Below are 18,625 nucleotides of genomic sequence, written 5' to 3' on the forward strand. Positions count from 1 at the left end.
CCGTTTGGTTATATTTCGTACCGTCAAGGTGCGTTATGTCCGGGCAGTTGGGACACTGGGGCGGTGATCCAGTTCGAGGAGATTCAGCCCGCAGCCGACTGTCCCTGCGCCGGATGTGCCGATCGGCGTCGTACCCGCAGGACGAGATCTCTTCCGGTACGTGACGGGGCTCACCCCGCGGCGCGCGGCGCACGACGGGCGTGGGTGCTGGTCACCGCCGCCGGGGTGGTGCTGGGCGGCGGGGGAGTCGCCGCGGCCGGGGACCACGACGTACCCGGCGCGCACCACGGAAGGGAGAAGGCCCGGGAGACGCGGGGGGACGGCCGCGGCGAGGTCCGGGACGGCCGCGGTGACGTCGGTGAAGGACGCGGTGAGGGGAGGGGGAGCCGTGCCCAGGCACGGGAGGGCCGCGGCAACGTACGAGGCCGGGTGCGGGAGGACCGTGCCGACGGGGACGCGCCCACCCCGCAGGGCCGGGCCGCCCCCCTGTACGGCCGGGCCTCCTCCGCTCCGGGCTCCGGTGCGCCCGGGACCGTGCGTCCGCCCGGCGTCGCGGCCGCGCCGGAGCTCAAGCCCGCCACCAGGGCGGACATCGTGAAGCGGGCCCAGACGTGGGTCGAGGCCAAGGTTCCGTACAGCATGGACAAGTACTGGAGCGACGGCTACCGGCAGGACTGCTCGGGTTACGTCTCGATGGCCTGGGGCCTGGCCGGGAACGAGTGGACGGGCAGCCTCGCCGGGTTCGGCGTGCAGGTGCCGCGCGACCGGCTCCAGCCGGGCGACATCCTCCTCTTCCACAACACCGCCGATCCGCACAACGGCTCGCACGTCACGATCTTCGGCGGCTGGACGGACTACACGCACAGCCACTACCTCGCGTACGAGCAGACCCGCCCCACCACCCGCAAGCAGGCAACCCCGTCGGGCTACTGGAACAACGCGGACCGCTACCTGGCCTACCGCTACAAGGGCCTGGTCGAGGGCACCGCGCCACAGGGTGCGGCCGGGGTGCCCGCGTTCCCGGGGGCGCGGCACTTCCGGCCCGGCCTGTCGGGACCGCACGTGGAGAGGCTCGGCAAGCAGCTGGTGAGCCGGGGATTCGGCAAGCACTACAAGGTCGGACCGGGTCCGCGCTGGAGCGAGGCGGACCGGCGCAACGTGGAGGACTTCCAGCGGGCGCAGGGCTGGCGGGGCGCCGCGGCCGACGGATACCCGGGGCCGGAGACCTGGCGGCGGCTGTTCTCGACGACCGGGGACGGGGTGCGGCGATGAGGGACCCGGTGATCGGCAGCGCGTCGACGACGGAGATCCCCGTGCATCTGTTGTTCCGCGACGAGGCCGGAGGCGGGGCCGGGGCGTTGCCGGTGCCGTCCGGGACGACCGTGGTGGCGCGCCGCCGGGGGACGGGCGAGCAGCCGAAGGTGACGGAGCGTGCGGTGGAGGAGCCGCTCGCCGCCGTGCACCGGGAGGCGTCGGGTCCCGCCGAGCGGCCCGGGGCCGTGCGCGCCGGGTGGGCGGCGGTGACCGTCGGTCTCGGGGCGCTCGCCGGGTGCGGGGCGGTGCTGTGGCGGGCGGGTCTGCTGCCCGGGCCGGCGCGGCCGTGGCTGCCGTTGCGGACGTACGACGGACTGGGGGTGGTGGACTGGAGCGTGCTCGCGCTGCTGGCGTCGGCCGTGCTGTGCGCGTTCGGCGGGCTGACGCGCGGGCGCGAGGGGTACGCGTCGGTGCTGGTCCGCTTCGGGGCGTACCGGGGGAGCGTACGGCGCACCGGCCTCGTGTGGCTGAGCCCGCTGCAGGTGCGCCGCCGGGTGGACGTACGGCTGAAGCACTGGCGGAGCGAACCGCTGCCCGCCGTGGACCGCAACGGGATTCCGCTGCGGGTGGTGGTCCTCGTGGTGTGGCGGGTCGCGGACACCGCGCGGGCGGCGCTGGCGGTGGCCGACTCACAGGGGTACCTGCGCGGCCAGGTGGAGGCGGAGCTCGCCCGGGTGTTCGCGCAGGTGCCGCCCGACGCGGTGCGGGACGCGGCGACCGTCGGCGACATGCTGACCCGCGGGCTGGCCGCACGGACGGCACGGGCGGGCATCGAGGTGTACTCGGTGCAGCCGGTGCGCACCGAGTACGCGCCCGAGGTCGCCGAGGCCATGCGGCGGCGCCGGATCGCCGCACTGGATGCCGGCGAGCGGGAGAAGGCTCTGGCCTCGGTGGTGGACGCGGTCGAGGACACGGTGACGCGACTGGCGGCCCGGGGCCTGACGGGAGAACTGGACGACTACGAGCGCAAGGCGCTGGTGCGCGAGCTGACGGTGGCCTACCTCGGCGGGTCGTGACCCCGGGGGGCCGGCCCGCGCGCCGACGGAGGTGACGGGGTGAGACGGGGGGGGGGGGGGGGGGAATGACGGGCGCGGGGGTCCGTGCCGGTGGGGCGCCGCACCGGCGGGGCGGGTGCGCGGTGGACGTACGGGTTTCCCGCACTCTCTCCATCACGTTGGACATTGGTCTGGACATGTTCAATCGGCGTCCATACATTGGGAGTTGGTCTAGACCGACATCCCCAGTACTTCCCCACGCGCGCGTGCAGCACAGCTCACAGATCGAAGATCCCCCCCACGTCCTCTGGAGCGAAGCCATGCGAAAAAAGGCAATGAGCGCTGCCGTCCTCGGGCTGGCGGTGGCGGGCACCACCGTGCTCGCGACCGGCAGTGCCAGCAGCCACGGCTACACCGATTCCCCGATCAGCCGGCAGAAGCTGTGCGCCAACGGCACCGTCACCGGCTGCGGAAACATCCAGTGGGAGCCGCAGAGCGTCGAGGGCCCGAAGGGATTCCCCACCTCCGGGCCCGCCGACGGCCGTATCTGTGCCGGCGGCAACGGGCCGTTCGCGCAGCTGGACGACCCGCGCGGCGGCAACTGGCCGGCCACCAAGGTGAGCGCGGGACAGAGCTACCCGTTCCGCTGGCAGTTCACCGCCCGCCACCGTACGACCGACTTCCGGTACTACATCACCAAGCAGGGCTGGGACCCGTCCAAGCCGCTCACCCGGGCCGCGCTCGATCCGCAGCCGTTCCTGAACGTGCCGTACGGCGGCCAGCAGCCGCCCGCGACGCTGACCCACCAGGGAACGATCCCCGGCGGAAAGTCCGGCAAGCACATCGTGCTGGCGGTGTGGAACGTGCACGACACGGCCAACGCGTTCTACGCGTGCTCGGACGTGCAGTTCTGAGGGCGCGGCCGCAAGCAATCGGCTTGAGAAAGGGGTTCTGAGAAGAGGCCCTGCGCGTGGCTCCGGGCGTCCGGAACCGGGTACCAGTTGTCCGAGCACCCGGTTCCGCGCGCCCGGTTCCCGGCCGCGGCCCGGCCGGGGCGGGCCGGAGGTACGCTCGATGCCGGCCCGGTCATCGGCCGGGAGCGGCGGTGGGCCGCGGGCTCGGCGTCGGCGCGGTGCCGCAGCGGCACCGGCCCGTCGTCGGAGACCACACCCGAGCGGAGTGCAGCGTGAAGATCCTCGTGACCGGTGGCGCCGGATTCATCGGCTCGGCCTACGTCCGGATGCTCCTGGACGGCAGCCTGACCGGACACGAAGACGCCCGGGTGACCGTGGTGGACCTCCTCACCTACGCCGGAAACACCGACAACCTGCCGGTGGGCCACCCCCGGCTGGACCTCGTCCGCGGTGACGTCCGCGACCTGCCACTCCTCCTGGACCTGCTGCCAGGCCACGACGCGGTCGTGCACTTCGCCGCCGAGTCCCACGTCGACCGTTCCATCGAGGGCGCCGACGCGTTCGTCACCACCAACGTGGTGGGCACCCAGACCCTCCTGGAGGCGTGCCTGCGCACCGGCGTCACCACGGTCGTCAACGTCTCCACCGACGAGGTCTACGGCTCGATCGCGCGGGGCACCTGGACCGAGGACGCTCCGCTCGCCCCCAATTCCCCGTACGCCGCGTCCAAGGCGGGCGGCGACCTGATCGCCCGCTCCTACTGGCGTACCCACGGCCTCGACGTCCGCACCACCCGCTGTTCCAACAACTACGGTCCCCGCCAGCACCCCGAGAAGCTGATTCCGCGCTTCACCACCCGGCTCCTGTCGGGCGAGAGCGTCCCCCTGTTCGGCACCGGCGGGAACGTCCGCGAGTGGCTGCACGTGGAGGACCACTGCCGGGCCGTGCACCTGGTCCTGACCAAGGGGACGGCGGGCTCCGTGTACCACGTGGGTGGCGGCACCGCGCTCACCAACGCCGCGCTCACCTCGCTCCTCCTGGAGCTGGCGGGCGCCCCGGCGTCCCTGGTGACGCACGTCGCCGACCGCAAGGGCCACGACCTGCGGTACGCGCTCGACGACACCCGCATCCGCGAGGAACTCGGCTACGCGCCCGCGGTGCCCTTCGACGAGGGGCTGGCCGCGACCGTGGCCTGGTACCGGGACAACCCCCGGTGGTGGAAGGCCCGCTGAGCGTCCGGGCCGAACACGACGAAGGGCGGCACCGGTGAACCGGTGCCGCCCTTTCGCTTTCATCAAGTGCGCCGCCAGGGACTCGAACCCCGGACCCGCTGATTAAGAGTCAGCTGCTCTAACCAACTGAGCTAGCGGCGCTTGACTCGTAAATCGTACCTGGTCCGAGGGGGTGCTCGCGACCGGGTACGGACGGTCGCGGCCCGCTCACGGGTGGTCCGCCCGCGGCGGCTCGGTCACAGGGACAGCGACAGGGCCATCGGTGTCGCCCGCCGGTTCAGCGCGTCCGCCGCCCGGCGCAGCCGGTGCGCCTGCTCGACGGGCAGCGACAGGGCGAGACAGCCGACGGCCGCGCCCGCGGTGAGCGGTACGGCGGCGCAGACGGTCCCCAGCGCGTACTCCTGGAGGTCCAGTACCGGGACCGTCGGCGGCTGGCTGTCCAGCTTGGTGAACAGGACCCGCTCGTTGGTGATCGTGCGCGAGGTCAGCCGGGCGGTCTTGTGCCGCGAGAGGTGGTCGCGGCGGCCGTCCCGGTCGAGCTGGGTGAGCAGGCACTTGCCGATGGCGCTGGCGTGCGCCGAGGAACGGAAGTCGACCCACTCGTTGACCTTGGGCGTGAGCGGGCCCTCGGCGACCTGGGTCACCTTGATCTCGCCGTCGACGTACCGGCTGAGGTAGATCGCCGCGCCGACCGAGTCGCGCAGCTGGTCCAGGGTCCGCTGGAGGCGCAGCTCGACGAGTTCGCGGCGGGTGCTGCCGGGGGCGCCGACCAGGTCGAGCGACTCGCCCGCCACGTACGCGCCGTCGGCGACCTGGGCGACGTACCCCTCGCGGCGCAGCATCAGCAGCAGGGGGCCCAGTTCGTGTGCGGGCAGTCCGGTCTCGCGGGCGAGGGTGACGTCGGTGACGCCGTCCGCGTGCCGGGAAACCGACTCCAGCACGCGCAGCGCGTACCGCACGGACTGCTGCGGCTGCTGCGGTGTGGTCGGTTCGGGCTTCAGCACCACGGGTCCCCCTAGCAAGGTTGGAGCCGTCCGGTGTGCCCCGGCCGGCCTGCGTCGTGCGGCTGCGTCGACCGGTTCGGATCGTGACGGCTTGCATCGTTCGTGCGTCGCTCTGCCACGATAGCCGTCAACCCCCGCCACCGGGACGGGGGTTGAAAAAAGGCTTCCCGGGGTGTGCCTGCCGGGACCCCGTGACCTGGGACGCACCACCTGTGGCACATGCCAGGGTCAGATCACACTTTCGTACGCGGCCTCAGAGCACCGCGCCGAGGAATTCCCGGGTCCGCTCGTGCTCGGGATCCCCGAAGATCTTCTCCGGCGGGCCCGACTCGATGACCCGGCCCGCGTCGAACATCAGGACGTCGTCCGAGATGTCCCGGGCGAAGTTCATCTCGTGTGTCACGCAGAGCATCGTGATGTCGGTGGTGCGGGCGATGTCGCGCAGCACGTCCAGCACACCGGCCACCAGCTCCGGGTCCAGCGCCGAGGTCACCTCGTCGAGCAGCAGCACCTGCGGCCGCATGGCCAGCGCCCGCGCGATGGCCACGCGCTGCTGCTGCCCGCCGGAGAGCTGGGTGGGCTTGGCGTCGGCGCGCTCGCCGAGGCCCACCATGTCCAGCAGTTCGCGGGCCCGCTCGTCGGCCTCGTCGCGGGACAGGCCCAGGACCCGCACCGGGGCCTCGGTGATGTTGCGCAGCACGGTCATGTTGGGGAAGAGGTTGAACTGCTGGAACACCATCCCGATGTTCTTGCGGACCTCGCGCAGCTGCTTCTCGCCCCGGGAGGGGAAGAGCTGCTGCCCGTTGACGTGGATCGTCCCCTCCTCGGGCTTCATCAGCGTCATCAGCAGCCGCAGGATGGTGGTCTTGCCCGACCCGGAGGGCCCGATCAGGGTCACGTGCTTGCCCGGCTTCACCGAGAAGCACAGGTCGTCCAGCACGGTGTTGTCCCCGAACCGCTTCGTGACCTTGTCGAACCTGATCAGGTCGGCGGTGGGGGAGGGTGTTTCGGCGGGCTTGACGGTCTCAGCGGACAAGACGACGCTCCAGGACTCGCAGCAGAAGGGACGCCGGGTAGGCGATGAGGATGAAGGCGATGCCGACGACCGTCAGCGGCTCGGTGTACTGGAAGGTGGCCGCACTCTCCAGCCGCGCCTGCTGGAGCAGCTCCAGCACGCTGATGCCGGCCAGCAGCGGGGTGTCCTTCAGCATCGAGACGACGTAGTTGCCGAGGGCCGGCACGATGCGCCGGATCGCCTGCGGGAGGATCACCGCGAACCAGGTGCGGTGCCTGGGCAGGCTGAGCGCGGTCGCCGCCTCCCACTGCCCGAGGGGTACGGCGTCGATGCCCGCCTTGTAGACCTGTGCGGTGTACGTCGAGTAGTGCAGCCCGATCGCCACCGTGCCGGTGGTGACCGCCGAGAACTGCACACCGAACTCCGGCAGCACGAAAAACAGGAAGAACAGCTGCACCAGCAGCGGGGTGTTGCGGATGAACTCGGTGACCACGTTCACCGGCCACCGCACGAACCTGCTGGCCGACAGCAGACCGAAGGCCCACACCAGACCCAGCGAGAACGACAGCAGCGAGCCGAGTGCCAGGATCTGCAGGGTGAGCTGCACCCCGTCCCAGAAGCGCGGCATGAAGTCCGCCACGGCGGACCAGTCCCAGTTGCTCATCGCGTACCCCCGGCGGCCTGGGCCTTGACGTCGATGCCGATCCCGGCCTTGGTCCTGCGCTCCACGACCTTCATGCCGCGCGTCAGCAGGAACGCGATCACGAAGTAGATGACGAGGGTGATGGAGTAGATCTGCGCGCTTTCCTGGGTGGCGAGCCGCACCAGGTACGCGGCGAACGACACGTCACCGATGCCCAGCAGCGACACCAGCGCGGTGCCCTTCAGCAGCTCGATCAGCAGGTTGTTGAACGGCGGGATCATCTCGGGCACCGCCTGCGGCAGCAGGATCAGCCGCATCCGCTGCCAGGGGGTGAAGTTCAGGGCGATGCCCGCCTCGCGCTGCGCGGGAGTGACCGAGGCGAGCGCGCCGCGCACGACCTCCGCACCGTACGCACCGTAGGAGAGCCCGAGCGCGAGCACGGCCGCCCACATGGGCACGAACGCCCAGCCGATCAGCCCCGGCACCACGAAGAACAGCCAGAACATCAGCACCAGCGCGGACGTCCCCCGGAACACCTCCGTGTAGACGCCCGCCAGGAAACGCACGATCCACAGCCGATGGGTGCGGGCCATGCCGATGCCGAAGGCGACGACGGTCGCCAGCACGGCGCTGTAGAGGGTGAGCTGGAGCGTCGTCCAGATCCCCGGCAGGATCCAGTGCTGCCACAGACCGGCGGTCATCGGCACAACTCCTCGGCCGTGAGCGTCGTCATCTCCGACTTCGTGAAGCCGAACGGCTCAAGGATCCGGAAGAGTTCACCGCTCTTCTTCATCTTGTGGATCTCCACGTTGAAGGCGTCGCGCAGCCCGGTGTCCAGCTTGCGGAACGCGAAGCCGCCGCCGTCGACCTTCTTCTCACCGTTGACGAGCGGCGCGAACGGCTCGGTGGCCTCCGCCTTCGTGCTCTTCCGGACGACCTCGCGACCGGTCAGCGCGGTCCCGGCGAACACGTCGACGCGCCCCGACTCCACGGCGTTCAGGCCGGCCACCGGGTCCTGGAGGATCACGATCTCCTTCTCCGGGATGCCGTTGCCGATCGCGTAGTCGATCTCCGCGTACCCGGTGCCGGTGGCCATTTTGGCGCCGGTCCTCTTGATGTCCGCGTAGGAGGTGAGGTTCTTCGGGTTCCCCTTCTTCACGATGAAGGAGTCCAGCATCTGGTACTCGGGGTCGGCGAAGACGACCTGCGCGCACCGGTCCTTGTTGATGTACATCCCCGCCGACACGACGTCGAACTGCTGGGAGTTGAGGCCCGGGATCAGGGAGGAGAAGTCCGTCGCGACCGGCTGCACCTTGCCGACGCCGAGCCGCTTGAAGATCACCTTCGCGAGTTCGACGGCCTCCCCGGTGAAGTTCCCCTGGTCGTCGATGTAGCCGTACGGCGCCTCGCCCGCGATCCCCAGCCGGACGGTTCCCTGGGACTTCAGCCGGGCCAGTGTGTCCCCGGTCGGCACCTTGCTGCACCCGGTCGCGGCGGCCCCGAGCGCCCCCGCCGCGCCCAGTGCCGCCCCGCCTCTGAGGAGGGAGCGCCTCGCAATATTCGGACTTCTTGCACTTCTCGTGGGAGCCATGGGCGCGCGGCTACCCAGGTGCCGCACATCTACTCCAGCCAATTCCGGACGCCGTCACGACAGATGCCGCCTTGACGCCCGCGACTGCCGCCGCACGATGGGAGAATGACCGACCGATTCGTGGACGTATCGCTCGACAAGCGCGGTGTGCGCTGCACCGCCCGGCTCCTCGACGACAAGGCCCCGATCACCTGCCGCGCCCTCTGGGACGCCCTCCCGCTCGGCGGCGACGTCTACCACGCGAAGTACGCCCGCAACGAGATCTACGCCCTCTTCCCGTCCTTCGCCCCCGCCGAGCCTCCCCTGGAGAACCCCACCGTCACCCCCATCCCCGGCGATCTCTGCTACTTCTCCTTCGCCGGTACGGAACTGGCCACCGGCTCGCACGGCTACTCCGCCGACCACGTCCGCCCCGACCGCCCCACCATCGTCGACCTCGCCCTCTTCTACGAACGCAACAACCTCCTCCTCAACGGCGACCAGGGCTGGGTCCCCGGCATCGTCTGGGGCACCGTCGTCGACGGCCTGGACCGCATGGCGGACGCCTGCCAGGACCTGTGGCGGGCGGGCGCGGTGGGGGAGACGCTGAGCTTCCGGCGGTCGGCGGGCTGAGGGCCGTAGTGTCGGCACCGCCGCAGCCCCGTACCCGGCGCATGCGGTACGGGGGGTGGGGGAACCCGGCCCGCATGGCGGACAACGTACAGAACGCGCAAGGGAGTTGGGCGGGCGGCGCAGAGTGGGCCCTGGGCGACGAGGTGGACTGGGCGGGGGAGCGGAAGCCGACCGACGCGCCGTGGCTGGCCTTCGTGTGGGGCGTCGTGGCGTTCCTCCTGGTCCTGGTCGGCTGGTGGATCGTCTTCGACCTGGAATTCGTCCTGTGGTCCGCTCCGGTGTACGCGGTGGTCCTGGCCGGGTGCATCTGGTTCGGCGCCCGCGTACGGCGCAAGCTCGCCGCCGAGACCGGTATCCCGCCGGACCGGTTCCCCGTGCTGGTACGGCGCATCCGTGCCGAACGGCTGCCGTGGGACCCCCGGCACCGCAGGGCGATGGCCGTCCTGGCCCGTCGGCAGGTGTCCTACACCATGCCGCTGTGGATGTACTTCGTGGTGCCCGGAGTCATGCTGCTCATCGTCGTCATGGAGGCGGTGGAAGGAAACTGGTGGGCCGCCGCCCTGTACTGCGTGGCCGCCGGGTGTTTCACCGCGAGTGGGTTCCTCGTACGGCGCAACCGGGACCGCGCGGTGCGTGTCCTGGACCGCATCGAAGGGACGCCGGACCCGGCCTGCGGGGAAACGACGCCCGGTCCGGCCGGTCCCGAAGCGCCCTCCGGCCCGCGGCGGGGCGACGCCTGAGCCCGCACGGCCCGTTACAGCTCCACCGCGCACCCGCCCGGGGTGATCGCCCCCGGCCCGCTCCCGCCGTATCCCTCCCGCCCGATGTCATCCATGCGCCCCAGCGGAACACGCGCCGGGCCCGCGGAGAAGACGGCCGGCGAAAGGTGGCTCGAAGATGACGGCGTGGTGGGATTTCTCGGCGCAGGCCGTGCCCCTTTGCCCGTCCCGGTCGTCACGAGAGTAGGCAACTCTCACAGTGGCCACCGGAATATGAGCATTTGGAGCATGTGCCATGAAGAACGGAACGCACGCACTCGCCGGAATCAGGCAGAACATCCATCTGCGCCGCGTATCGGCGGTCGCCGTCACCGCCGCCACCGCGGGGTCGGTCCTGGCGGCCGGAAGCCTGGCAGGTCCGGCCCAGGCGCTCGCCCCGTCCCGTCCCGCCGCCGCGGCCCCTTCGGCGCCGGCAGCCGCACCCAAGGGGCCGGCCGTGACCGCCAGGGGCGCCTTCCTGATGAACGCCGCCGGGAAGCCCCTCTTCGCCAAGGCGGCCGACACCCGCCTCCCCACCGGCTCCACCACCAAGATCATGACCGCGAAGGTGGTCCTGGACAGCAAGGGCCTGAACCTCGACGCCAAGGTCACCGTCCAGAAGGCCTACAGCGACTACATCGTGCGGAACACGGCGTCCTCCGCCCGCCTGATCGTCGGCGACCAGGTCACCGTCCGCACGCTCCTGTACGGGATGATGCTGCCGTCGGGCTGCGACGCGGCGTACGCCCTCGCGGACAAGTTCGGCACGGGCTCGACGCGGGAAGCGCGCGTGAAGTCCTTCATCGGCAAAATGAACGCCACCGCGCGCTCGCTCGGCCTGAAGAACACCCACTTCGACTCGTTCGACGGAACCGGCGGCAACGGCAACTACTCCACCGCACGCGACCTCACGAGGCTCGCCGTCAGTGCGATGAGGAACGACACCTTCCGCAAGGTCGTCGCCACCAAGGCGACCACGCAGCGCACGCTCACCAAAGGGGGCGGCCACCGGAACATGCAGTGGACCAACACCAACCCGCTGCTCAACAGCTACCGGGGCACCCTCGGCATCAAGACCGGCTCGGGCCCGAACGCCAAGTACTGCCTGGTCTTCGCCACCAAACGCGGCACCAAGACCCTGTACGGCACCGTGCTCGCCTCGTCCTCGGACGTGAACCGGGCGAAGGACGCGGGCAGGCTGCTCGACCACGGGTTCAAGCGGTAGGCACCCGCGCGGGTCGGCGCACCGGCGGCCCCGGTGCGCCGACCCGCGACTCCGCACCGCCGAGGTGCTCAGCCGGTGGGGTGGGCCGGGCCCCGGACGCCCGCCCCGTACAGCGCCTGCGCCGCCCGCAGCACCAGCCCGTCACGGTGCCGCGCGGCGACCAGCTGAACGCCGACCGGCAGTCCCGCCCGGTCCGTCCCGCACGGCAGCGTCGCGGCCGGCTGCTGGGTGAGGTTGAAGGGGTAGGTGAACGGGGTCCACCCCGTCCACCGGCGCGTGCCCGAGCCGGCGCCCGAGGGAGTCTCGACGCCCGCCGCGAAGGCGGTGACCGGCAGGGCCGGGGTCACCAGGAGGTCGTACACGGTGTGGAAGCGCCCCATCCGCCGGCCCAGTGCCATCCGGGCGTCGACCGCCGCGAGGTAGTCCAGCGCGCCGTACCGGGCGCCGATGCCGCAGATCTCCCGCAGCCCGGGGTCGAGTGCCTCCCGCTGCGTCCGCCCGAACCCCTGCGCGACCCGTGCCGCCCCGCTGAACCACAGGGTGTGGAAGGCCTCCACCGGGTCCGCGAAGTCCGGGTCGGCCTCCTCCACGTAGGCGCCCTGTTCGGCCAGGCACTGCACCGCGCCGCGTACCGCCGCCGCGACGTCCGGGGCGACCTTCACCTGTCCGCCGAGCGTCGGCGAGTACGCGACGCGCAGCCCCCGCACCCCGTCGAAGAGCCCGGCCCGGGTCCCGTCGTCCGGGGCGGACTGCGACCAGTCCCGCCAGTCCGCCTCCCCTGCCATCACGTCCAGCATCAGGGCGGCGTCCGCGGCGTCCCGCGCCATCGGGCCCGCGTGCGCGAGGGTGCCGAAGGGACTGGAGGGGTAGAGCGGTATCCGGCCGTAAGTGGGTTTCATGCCGAAGACGCCGCAGAAGGAGGCGGGGATGCGGACCGAGCCGCCCCCGTCGGTACCGACCGACAGCGGCCCGGCCCCCGCCGCGACGGCCGCCGCGCTGCCGCCGCTGGAACCGCCCGCGGTGCGCGACGGGTCGTGGGGGTTGCGCGTCACCCCGTGGCGGGGCGAGTCGGTCACCCCCTTCCAGCCGAACTCGGGCGTGGTGGTCTTGCCGATCAGGACCGCGCCGTGCTCGCGGAGCCTGGCCACGGACGGCGCGTCCTCCGCCCAGCTGCCCGCTTCCACCACCGTCCTGGAGCCGCGCAGGGTCGGCATCCCGGCCGTCTGCAGCAGGTCCTTCACCGTCACCGGCACGCCGTCCAGCAGCCCCCGGGGCTCCTTGCGCCGCCACCGTTCCTCCGAGGCGGCGGCCTGGGCCAGCGCCTCCTCGCCCGCCGTCCGGACGAAACAGTTGAGCGCGCCCTGCACGGCCTCGGCCCGCTCCAGTACGGCCCGGGTCGCCTCCACGGGCGAGACCTCGCCCTTCTCGTACGCGGCGAGCAGCCCGCGGGCGGTGAAGCCGGTGAGGGAGGTGGGTCCGGTCCCGGGTTCAGTCCTGTGTGAGGTCATGGGAGGGGACGTACCCAACATTCTTGTCGACTACATTCGGCAGCGGCTTCCCGCTTGCCCAGATGCCGAACAACTCAAGGAACTGCGAGCCCAGTTCGTCGCGCCAGCCGATCACGTCGCCGCTCATGTGGGGCGAGACGGTCAGGCCGGGGACGTCCCACAGGGGGCTCTCGGGCGGGAGGGGTTCGTGGGCGAAGACGTCGAGCGCGGCGCCGGCGATCCAGCGTTTCGCCAGTGCCGCCAGAAGGTCCTCCTCGACGACGAGCTGCCCGCGGCCGACGTTGATGAAGTACGCGGCCGGGCTCATCGCGTCGAAGGTCCGCGCGTCGAACATGCCCCGCGTCGCGTCGGTCAGCGGCGCCGCGCACACCACCCAGTCCGCCCGCGCCACCAGCGCCAACAGGTCCTGCGGGCCGTGCACCCCGGGCCGGGCGGTGCGCCCGGTCACCGCCACCCGGACCCCCAGCGCCTCCAGGGTCCGCGCGATCGCCCGCCCGATCGGCCCCGATCCGACCACCACGGCCCGCGTACCGGCCACCCGCCGCGTCTCGCGGTGTCGCCAACGCCGCTGCCGCTGGAGCTCGTTGGTGCCCGCGAAGTCCTTCGCCCAAGCGATCACCAGCCCGGCGACGTACTCCGCGATCGGTGTCTCGAAGATGCCCCTGGCGTTGGTGACGACCGTGTCCGAAGCGGCCAGCTCCGGGCACATCAAGTGGTCCACGCCGGCGCTCGCGGTGTGCACCCAGCGCGGCCGCGCACCCTCGCCCGGCCAGGCGCGCCGTACCGCGTCCGAAAGGAAGTCCCACACCAGCAGAACATCTGCCACAGGCAGTTGACGGGCGATCGTCGAGTCGTCACCGTGCAGAATGCGGGCGCGTCCGGTCAGGCTGCCGAGCCGGGGCGGCGGGTCGGCGTCGAGCACGAGGAGGGTGATTCCGTCGTCCCCGGGGGCTGCCAGTGCTTCGTGTGCGTCGGTCATGGTGAGGAACCGTTTCGAGACGTCGCAGAGGTGCGGATCGACCACGCTCGTACCCGCACCCCACGGTCGTCAATACCCGTCCCTGGGGGCCGCATTGGACATCGCATTCCTCGGGGGGCCACAGCCGCAGCGCGGCGTAGGGGTCGTGGCCCCCTTCGACTTCGCTCTCGACCGGGAACTGTGGCGCTGGGTGCCGGACGGCGTCTCCCTCCACCTCACCCGCACGCCCTTCGTCCCCGTCGAGGTCAGCCTCGACCTCGCCCGGCTGATCAGCGAACACCAGACGCTGCGCGAGGCGGTCCGGGCGCTGATCGCCGTCGGACCGCAGGTCGTCGCGTACGCCTGCACGTCGGGCAGCTTCGTCGACGGCACCGCGGGGGAACGCGCCATGTGCGAGGCGATGTCCCGGGCGGGGGAGACCGAAGCGGGCGCCCTGCCCGCGGTCACCACCTCGGGTGCCCTGCTCGAAGCCCTCGCCGAACTGGGCGCACGGCGCCTCGCGCTGGTCACCCCGTACACCGAATCGGTCACCCGGGCTCTGGAGGGCTACCTCGGCGAGGCCGGGATCGCGGTCACCGGACGGGAGTTCCTCGGCCTCACCCGGCACATCTGGAAGGTGCCCTACCGGGACGTGGTGGACCTGGCGCGGCAGGCGGTGGCCGGCGCCGCCGACTGCCTGTTCATCAGCTGCACCAACCTCCCCACCTACGACGTGATCCCCCAACTGGAGGCGGAGCTGCGGATGCCCGTCATCTCCGCGAACCAGGTCACCATGTGGGCCGCGCTGCGCCGCCTGGGAGCGCGGGCGGTCGGCCCGTACCAGCGGCTGCTGATGGCGGCGCAGCCCCAGCCGGCGGCCGACGCGGTGCTGCCGGAGGTGCTGTCGGGGGCCCTCTCGGAGGCGCTCCCGCCCGGCGGGCCGCCGGTCCTCCCGCCGGTGCTCCAGGACCCGCCTCCGTTCCCCGAGCAGAAAGGCCAGACCTGACATGACGGCGATCGGATTCCTCTACCCCGGCCACTCCGCCGAGGACGACTACCCCCGGATGGAAGCACTGCTCGCGGGCGCCGACGTACGGTTGCCGCTGGCCCACACCGACATCGGCACCGACGCGCACCGGGTCGAGGCCCTCCTGGAAATGGGCGCCGGGGCCCGCCTCGCCGCCGGTATCGAGGAGCTGCGCCTCGCCGGCGCGGAGGCGGTCGTCTGGGCCTGTACGAGCGCCAGCTTCGTGTACGGCTGGGACGGCGCCCACGACCAGGTCCGCAGGCTGGCCCGGGACGCGGGGCTGCCCGCCTCCTCCACGTCCCTCGCCTTCGCCCGCGCGGTACGGGCGCTGGGCGCGAGCCGCGTCGCGGTCGCCGCCACCTACCCGCCGGACGTCGCGGAACTCTTCCGCGACTTCCTCAAGGCGTCCGGTGCGGAGGTCGTCGCGACCCGGGGAAGCGGCATCGTCACGGCCGCCGAGGTGGGCACCTGGGGCCGCACCGAGGTCCTCGCCCTGGCCCGCGCCGGTGACCACCCGGAGGCGGAAGCGCTCCTGCTGCCGGACACCGCACTGCACACGGCGGCGCACCTCCCTGACCTGGAACGGGAGGTGGGCAAACCCGTCCTGACCGCCAACCAGGTCACCGTCTGGGAAGGCCTGCGGCTGACCGGCAGGCGGGTGCGGGCGAAGGGGCTGGGCGCGCTGTTCGACAGGGCGTGACAGGAGGGCCGGGCCACGCCTCCCGCACCCGCCGCACGCCCCCGCACCACGTGCCGGCGCCGCCCCCGCTTCCGTACCCCGCCGGGAATAACCGGAGTGTCCCTCCTGTTGCTACGGGGACGTACGGATGATCAAACGCCCCACCCTCAGGAGGACCCCCGGTGGAACCCACCCCCCACCCCGTTCGCGCCCGTGCCACCGGCCTCGCCCCCACCCCTCTCTCCGTCCTCGACCTGGCCACCGTCGGTGTCGGCGCGACCCCCACCGACGCCCTGCGCACCAGCGTCGACATCGCCCGGCTCGCCGAGTCCCGCGGCTTCCACCGCTACTGGGTGGCCGAGCACCACTCCATGCCCGGTGTGGCCAGCTCCTCCCCGGCCGTGATCCTGGCGCACCTCGCCGCGCACACCGAGCGCATCCGTCTCGGCTCCGGCGGCGTCATGCTGCCCAACCACGCCCCGCTCGTCATCGCGGAACAGTTCGGCACCCTGGAAGCCATGGCCCCCGGCCGCGTCGACCTCGGCCTGGGCCGCGCCCCCGGCACCGACGGCGCGACGGCGGCCGCCCTGCGGCGCGGCGACAACCCCCACGAGGGCGCGGACGAGTTCCCGCGCCAGCTCGCGGAGCTGACCCGCTTCCTGGAGGACGACTTCCCGGACGGCCACCCGTACTCCCGCATCCACGCCGTTCCCGGCCCGGTCCAGGGCCACCGGAACACCCCCCAGGTATGGCTGCTCGGCAGCTCGGGCTTCAGCGCCCGGCTCGCCGGAACCCTCGGCCTGCCCTTCGCGTTCGCGCACCACTTCTCCGCCCGGAACACGATCCCCGCGCTCGACCTGTACCGGGAGTCCTTCCGGCCCTCCGAGACCCTCGACGCCCCGTACGCCGTCATCGGCGTCTCCGCGCTGGCCACCGAGGACGAGGGGGAGGCCCGCCGCCAGGTCCTCACCGGCGCCCTCAACATGCTGCGGTTGCGCAGCGGGCGCCCCGGCCTCATCCCGACGCCGGAGGAGGCGGAGGCGTACCCGTTCAGTTCGCTGGAGCGGGAGTTCGTCGACGGCTGGCTGGCCAACGTCGTGCACGGCACCCCCGACGCCGTCCGCACCGGCCTGGACGACCTGGCCAAGCGCACCGGCGCCGACGAGCTGATGCTCACCGCGAACGCGCACTCCGGCGCGGTCCGGGTCCGCTCGTACGAGCTGATCGCCGACGCGTACGAGCTGCCCGCCACGCCCGTCCGCCGCGGCTAGCGGGCTCCGCGGCGGGCGGCCCCACGACTGCGGCTAGCCGCTCCGTTCGCCGAGCATCACCGAGATCCGGTCCGGCGACACGGGCCGTGAGTACAGCCAGCCCTGGCCCGTGTCGCAGCCGATGCGCCGCAGCCGCGCCGCCTGGCCGGCCGTCTCCACGCACTCCGCGGTGACGGTCAGGCCCAGGCGGTGCGCGAGCTGCACCAGCGCCTCGACGATCGTCTCGTCGGCCGGATTGGGATGCGCCTCGTCCTGGAAGCCCCGTACGAACGAACCGTCCAGCTTCAGTACGGACACCGGGAGCCGGCTCAGGTAGGCGAGGTTCGAATACCCGGTCCCGAAGTCGTCGATCGCGATGTGCACCCCCATGTCGCTGAGCGCCTGGAGCGCCTGCAGGGGACGGCCCGCCGAGCCCATCACCGCCGACTCGGTCAGCTCCAGTTGCAGCAGCCCGGGGGCCAGCCCGGTCTCTTCGAGGATGTCGGCGACGTCGGCCACCAGGTCGGAGTCCCAGACCTGCCGCACCGCCACGTTCACCGATACGAACAGCGGTTCCGCCTGCGGGTGCTGCAGCTGCCACCGGCGCGCCTGCTCGCAGGCCGTGCGCAGCACCCACCGCCCGAGGTGCACGATGGAGCCGTCCTCCTCCGCGATGCCGATGAACCGATTCGGCGCGAGCGTCCCGAACTGCGGATGACGCCACCGCACCAGGGCCTCCACCCCGCGCACCAGGCCGCCCTCCAGGTCCACCAACGGCTGGTACTCCAGCACGAACTCGCCCCGCTCCAGCGCAGGACGCAGCGTCGAGGACAGCGCCTGACGGGTCATCCGGTGGGCGTTGCGCTCCGGGTCGAAGAGGGTCCAGCGGCCCTTGCCGTCCGCCTTCGCCCAGTACAGCGTGGTGTCGGCGGCCTGCATCAGCCCGGTCGCCGTCGTGCCCGCCGCCGACCGCTCCAGCACGCCGATCGACGCCGACACGGACAGCCGCTGCCCCGCCAGGTCGAAGGGCTGCTGGAGCGCGGTCAGCACCGTCTGCGCCAGTTCCGTGAGCTGCTCGGTGCCGGTCGAGTCCTCCACCAGCAGCGCGAACTCGTCACCGCCGAGCCGCGCCACCAGGTGACCGCCGCCCGGCCCGTACCCGCTCTGGTCCGCGCACCGGGTCAGCCGGGTCGCCACCGCCGCCAGCAGCCGGTCGCCGACGCGGTGGCCCAGCGTGTCGTTGACGGCCTTGAAGCCGTCCAGGTCCAGGTAGCAGAGCCCGATCCGGCCGGTCCCGCCCCGCTCGTACGTGGAGGTCTCCAGCGCGGCCGACAGCCGCTCGAAGAAGAGCGCCCGGTTGGGCAGCCGGGTCACCGGGTCGTGCATCTGGAGGTGCCGCAGCCGGGCCTGGAGCTCCCGCCAGTCGCTGATGTCGGCGACGGACAGCAGCACGTTCTCGCTGTCCGCCACGGGGGCCACGGAGACCTCGACCCACAGGGCGTGCCCGTCGCGGTGCTTGAGGCGGCGGGTGCAGCGGAAGCGGGTGCGACGACGGTCCAGGACCTCCCGGTACGCGTTCCAGGTACGGGCGTCGGTGGCCAGGTCCACCAGCTGGGCGGCCTCCGCGCCGGGCAGCTGCGCCGGGTCGGCGCCGAGCAGCGTGCCGAGCGCGGTGTTCGCGGCGATCACGGTGCCGCCCGGGGTGACCAGCGCCATCGGGAGGGCGCCCGCGTGGAAGGCGGCCCGGTAGTCGCGGGCGTCCGCGCCCTCGCAGGTGCGCAGCTCCGCGGGGAGGGGACCCCCGGGATGACGCTGCGTGATGAACGCCGGAAGGCGAGGCGCGGCTGGGACGTCGTCGGTGCCTGAACCGGACTCTTCGGGGATTCCGCTCACCGTGTGC

Annotated in this window: 18 protein-coding genes and 1 tRNA gene; 10 read left to right on the top strand and 9 right to left on the bottom strand. The window is 72.2% G+C overall.

The annotated features are described in order from the left end of the window. Positions 1-204 precede the first annotated feature (204 nt). The 4 genes from HNQ79_RS33805 (at position 205) to rfbB (ending at position 4,455) form a co-directional block, all read left to right on the top strand. The gene (locus tag HNQ79_RS33805; RefSeq protein WP_373312395.1) at positions 205-1,272 is read left to right on the top strand and encodes a peptidoglycan-binding protein; all 1,068 of its coding nucleotides are present in this window, start codon (positions 205-207) and stop codon (positions 1,270-1,272) included. Further along, a complete protein-coding gene (locus HNQ79_RS17030; RefSeq protein ID WP_185031875.1) occupies positions 1,269-2,330 on the top strand; it encodes an SPFH domain-containing protein in 1,062 nt (353 codons plus the stop codon). The genes HNQ79_RS33805 and HNQ79_RS17030 overlap by 4 nt, the downstream gene beginning before the upstream one ends. A 299-nt stretch (positions 2,331-2,629) precedes the next feature. Further along, on the top strand, positions 2,630-3,223 hold the full coding sequence (locus HNQ79_RS17035; protein ID WP_185031877.1) for a lytic polysaccharide monooxygenase auxiliary activity family 9 protein: 594 nt from the start codon (positions 2,630-2,632) through the stop codon (positions 3,221-3,223). Positions 3,224-3,495: 272 nt separating this feature from the next. Beyond that, positions 3,496-4,455 (top strand): dTDP-glucose 4,6-dehydratase, encoded by a 960-nt coding sequence (rfbB, locus tag HNQ79_RS17040; RefSeq protein ID WP_185031879.1) that lies wholly within the window; start codon positions 3,496-3,498, stop codon positions 4,453-4,455. A 67-nt stretch (positions 4,456-4,522) separates the two neighbouring features. Here the strand turns inward: rfbB and HNQ79_RS17045 are convergent. From HNQ79_RS17045 to ehuB, 6 genes are all read right to left on the bottom strand, one after another. After that, positions 4,523-4,596: transfer RNA gene (locus tag HNQ79_RS17045), tRNA-Lys, on the bottom strand. 95 nt (positions 4,597-4,691) lie between these two features. After that, on the bottom strand, positions 4,692-5,462 hold the full coding sequence (locus HNQ79_RS17050) for an IclR family transcriptional regulator (protein ID WP_185031882.1): 771 nt from the start codon (positions 5,460-5,462) through the stop codon (positions 4,692-4,694). Between the two features lie 250 nt (positions 5,463-5,712). After that, positions 5,713-6,495 carry an ectoine/hydroxyectoine ABC transporter ATP-binding protein EhuA gene (gene ehuA / locus HNQ79_RS17055; RefSeq protein ID WP_185031884.1) on the bottom strand — a complete coding sequence of 261 codons (783 nt, stop codon included), beginning with the start codon at positions 6,493-6,495 and terminating at the stop codon, positions 5,713-5,715. Further along, a complete protein-coding gene (gene ehuD, locus HNQ79_RS17060; protein ID WP_185031886.1) occupies positions 6,485-7,138 on the bottom strand; it encodes an ectoine/hydroxyectoine ABC transporter permease subunit EhuD in 654 nt (217 codons plus the stop codon). The genes ehuA and ehuD overlap by 11 nt, the downstream gene beginning before the upstream one ends. After that, on the bottom strand, positions 7,135-7,818 hold the full coding sequence (gene ehuC / locus HNQ79_RS17065) for an ectoine/hydroxyectoine ABC transporter permease subunit EhuC (RefSeq protein WP_185031888.1): 684 nt from the start codon (positions 7,816-7,818) through the stop codon (positions 7,135-7,137). The genes ehuD and ehuC overlap by 4 nt, the downstream gene beginning before the upstream one ends. After that, positions 7,815-8,708 carry an ectoine/hydroxyectoine ABC transporter substrate-binding protein EhuB gene (gene ehuB, locus HNQ79_RS17070; RefSeq protein ID WP_185031890.1) on the bottom strand — a complete coding sequence of 298 codons (894 nt, stop codon included), beginning with the start codon at positions 8,706-8,708 and terminating at the stop codon, positions 7,815-7,817. The genes ehuC and ehuB overlap by 4 nt, the downstream gene beginning before the upstream one ends. Positions 8,709-8,813: 105 nt before the next feature. Here ehuB and HNQ79_RS17075 point away from each other — a divergent pair, with 105 nt between their 5' ends. The 3 genes from HNQ79_RS17075 to HNQ79_RS17085 all read left to right on the top strand — a co-directional run bounded on the left by HNQ79_RS17075 (position 8,814) and on the right by HNQ79_RS17085 (position 11,303). Next, complete coding sequence (locus tag HNQ79_RS17075; protein WP_185031892.1) at positions 8,814-9,320, top strand: DUF3830 family protein; 507 nt, start codon at positions 8,814-8,816, stop codon at positions 9,318-9,320. 74 nt (positions 9,321-9,394) lie between these two features. After that, complete coding sequence (locus HNQ79_RS17080; protein ID WP_185031894.1) at positions 9,395-10,060, top strand: hypothetical protein; 666 nt, start codon at positions 9,395-9,397, stop codon at positions 10,058-10,060. Positions 10,061-10,334: 274 nt separating this feature from the next. Next, complete coding sequence (locus tag HNQ79_RS17085; protein WP_185031896.1) at positions 10,335-11,303, top strand: D-alanyl-D-alanine carboxypeptidase family protein; 969 nt, start codon at positions 10,335-10,337, stop codon at positions 11,301-11,303. Between the two features lie 68 nt (positions 11,304-11,371). Here the strand turns inward: HNQ79_RS17085 and HNQ79_RS17090 are convergent, their stop codons facing one another. Both HNQ79_RS17090 and HNQ79_RS17095 read right to left on the bottom strand, forming a co-directional pair. Further along, the gene (locus tag HNQ79_RS17090) at positions 11,372-12,811 is read right to left on the bottom strand and encodes an amidase (protein ID WP_185031898.1); all 1,440 of its coding nucleotides are present in this window, start codon (positions 12,809-12,811) and stop codon (positions 11,372-11,374) included. Further along, positions 12,792-13,790 carry a D-2-hydroxyacid dehydrogenase gene (locus tag HNQ79_RS17095; RefSeq protein ID WP_185031900.1) on the bottom strand — a complete coding sequence of 333 codons (999 nt, stop codon included), beginning with the start codon at positions 13,788-13,790 and terminating at the stop codon, positions 12,792-12,794. The genes HNQ79_RS17090 and HNQ79_RS17095 overlap by 20 nt, the downstream gene beginning before the upstream one ends. Positions 13,791-13,884: 94 nt before the next feature. Between HNQ79_RS17095 and HNQ79_RS17100 the strand changes: the two genes are divergently transcribed. From HNQ79_RS17100 to HNQ79_RS17110, 3 genes are all read left to right on the top strand, one after another. Beyond that, the gene (locus HNQ79_RS17100; protein ID WP_185031902.1) at positions 13,885-14,775 is read left to right on the top strand and encodes a maleate cis-trans isomerase family protein; all 891 of its coding nucleotides are present in this window, start codon (positions 13,885-13,887) and stop codon (positions 14,773-14,775) included. 1 nt (position 14,776) lies between these two features. Continuing rightward, positions 14,777-15,496 (top strand): maleate cis-trans isomerase family protein, encoded by a 720-nt coding sequence (locus HNQ79_RS17105; RefSeq protein ID WP_185031904.1) that lies wholly within the window; start codon positions 14,777-14,779, stop codon positions 15,494-15,496. Between the two features lie 161 nt (positions 15,497-15,657). Further along, complete coding sequence (locus HNQ79_RS17110) at positions 15,658-16,746, top strand: LLM class flavin-dependent oxidoreductase (RefSeq protein WP_185031906.1); 1,089 nt, start codon at positions 15,658-15,660, stop codon at positions 16,744-16,746. Between the two features lie 33 nt (positions 16,747-16,779). On the opposite strand, the gene HNQ79_RS17115 is transcribed toward HNQ79_RS17110, so the two are convergent. Next, positions 16,780-18,618 carry a putative bifunctional diguanylate cyclase/phosphodiesterase gene (locus HNQ79_RS17115; RefSeq protein ID WP_185031908.1) on the bottom strand — a complete coding sequence of 613 codons (1,839 nt, stop codon included), beginning with the start codon at positions 18,616-18,618 and terminating at the stop codon, positions 16,780-16,782. Between the last annotated feature and the right edge of the window lie 7 nt (positions 18,619-18,625).

The organism is Streptomyces candidus (assembly GCF_014207445.1).
Lineage (GTDB): Bacteria > Actinomycetota > Actinomycetes > Streptomycetales > Streptomycetaceae > Streptomyces > Streptomyces candidus.

Bases quoted from the DNA above. Each gene is read 5' to 3' on its own strand.
- HNQ79_RS17080 (WP_185031894.1), top strand. From the start codon at position 9,395: ATGGCGGACAACGTACAGAACGCGCAAGGGAGTTGGGCGGGCGGCGCA.
- ehuD (WP_185031886.1), bottom strand. From the start codon at position 7,138: ATGAGCAACTGGGACTGGTCCGCCGTGGCGGACTTCATGCCGCGCTTC.
- HNQ79_RS17035 (WP_185031877.1), top strand. From the start codon at position 2,630: ATGCGAAAAAAGGCAATGAGCGCTGCCGTCCTCGGGCTGGCGGTGGCG.
- ehuB (WP_185031890.1), bottom strand. From the start codon at position 8,708: ATGGCTCCCACGAGAAGTGCAAGAAGTCCGAATATTGCGAGGCGCTCC.
- HNQ79_RS17105 (WP_185031904.1), top strand. From the start codon at position 14,777: ATGACGGCGATCGGATTCCTCTACCCCGGCCACTCCGCCGAGGACGAC.
- HNQ79_RS17090 (WP_185031898.1), bottom strand. From the start codon at position 12,811: ATGACCTCACACAGGACTGAACCCGGGACCGGACCCACCTCCCTCACC.
- HNQ79_RS17085 (WP_185031896.1), top strand. From the start codon at position 10,335: ATGAAGAACGGAACGCACGCACTCGCCGGAATCAGGCAGAACATCCAT.
- ehuC (WP_185031888.1), bottom strand. From the start codon at position 7,818: ATGACCGCCGGTCTGTGGCAGCACTGGATCCTGCCGGGGATCTGGACG.
- HNQ79_RS17030 (WP_185031875.1), top strand. From the start codon at position 1,269: ATGAGGGACCCGGTGATCGGCAGCGCGTCGACGACGGAGATCCCCGTG.
- HNQ79_RS17095 (WP_185031900.1), bottom strand. From the start codon at position 13,790: ATGACCGACGCACACGAAGCACTGGCAGCCCCCGGGGACGACGGAATC.
- HNQ79_RS17075 (WP_185031892.1), top strand. From the start codon at position 8,814: ATGACCGACCGATTCGTGGACGTATCGCTCGACAAGCGCGGTGTGCGC.